The following is a 1136-nucleotide window of genomic DNA, read 5'->3' as shown; positions in this document are numbered from 1 at the left end:
TACGGACGTCAGACATCCCGCTCAACAACCCGAGGGCCTCGCCCGTTGCGCGGCCACCCCGATCACCCGATCAGTGGCCACGTTGAAAAAGCTCAATGAGCTTCCCGCTTCCGACGGCTGCCCACCGATTCACCGGGGAGGCGAGGTGTGGTCTGCGAGTCTGGGGGCGTACGCGTGCGCGGGGTGCAATGCGGGCATGCCGCTGCCGACCGCGGTGAAGGCGATCTGGGCGCTCGGCGGCATTCCCAGCGAGGAAGCCTGGGACGCCCTCGAGGGCTCGCGCGACGCCGAGAACGAGATCATCCGTGAGAACGCGGTGAAGCAGCTCGCACGCCGCGGCGAGCTCTGACTCACACCCGTAAACCACCCGCCGGGCCGTGAGTGACTCCCAAACTCTCTCGTGTACAAAGCCACCACCCCGACCGCCACGGCGTGCACGTCTTCACCGGCGTCGCCGACTCCCCCGCCGCAGCCCTGCGCCGCGCCCACGAGACGGGGAACCTGCGGGTAGCCGACGTCGGGTGCGGCCCCGGTCATCTGACGGCCATGCTGCACGACTTGGGGCTGGACGCCTTCGGCCTCGACCTCTCCCCGGCCATGGTCGACCACGCACGGCGGGCCCAGCCGGCGCTGCGGTTCGACGAAGCGCGAATGGAGGCCCTGCCGGTCGAGGACGGCGCACTCGGCGGAGTGCTGGCCCACTACTCGATGATCCATACCCCACCTGGAGAATTGCCCGCGCTGCTCGCCGAGCAGGTGCGTGTCCTGGCACCAGGGGGCCTACTTCTGGTGTCCTTCTTCGGGACCGATGGACCAGAGCCGGTCCGCTTCGACCACAAGGTGACGCCCGCATATAGCTGGCCGGCGGACCGGTTCGCCGAGCTGCTGGCCGCGGCCGGGCTCGTCACGTTCGCCCGGCTGCTCCACGACCCAGCGTCCGAGCGAGGCTTCCTCGACACCCACTTGCTGGCCCGCCGCCCGTAGGGCGTGGGTCGTGGCCGAGGACGGGTCGGTGGAGACAACTGCGTGGATGAAGCTCGCCTAAGGGTTGTCCCGCAAATGATCTTTGGTGTGCCGGGTGACCTGCGTGTTCTTGTCAGCCGGCGAGGGTGAGGTTGTGCAGGCGGGCGATTCCG

1 protein-coding gene and 1 pseudogene are annotated in these 1136 nt (G+C 68.9%); both read left to right on the top strand.

What is annotated here, in order from left to right:
- On the top strand, positions 1 to 349 hold a 349-nt coding region (locus ACFV7Q_RS38930; RefSeq protein ID WP_385435685.1), incomplete at its 5' end, for a hypothetical protein.
- A gap of 143 nt (positions 350 to 492) precedes the next feature.
- Positions 493 to 984: pseudogene (locus tag ACFV7Q_RS38925) on the top strand (class I SAM-dependent methyltransferase); the annotation flags it as partial.
- Between the last annotated feature and the right edge of the window lie 152 nt (positions 985 to 1136).

The organism is Streptomyces sp. NPDC059851, assembly GCF_042732005.1.
Taxonomy (GTDB): Bacteria; Actinomycetota; Actinomycetes; order Streptomycetales; family Streptomycetaceae; genus Streptomyces.
This window is presented reverse-complemented; position numbering and strand designations above follow the sequence as displayed.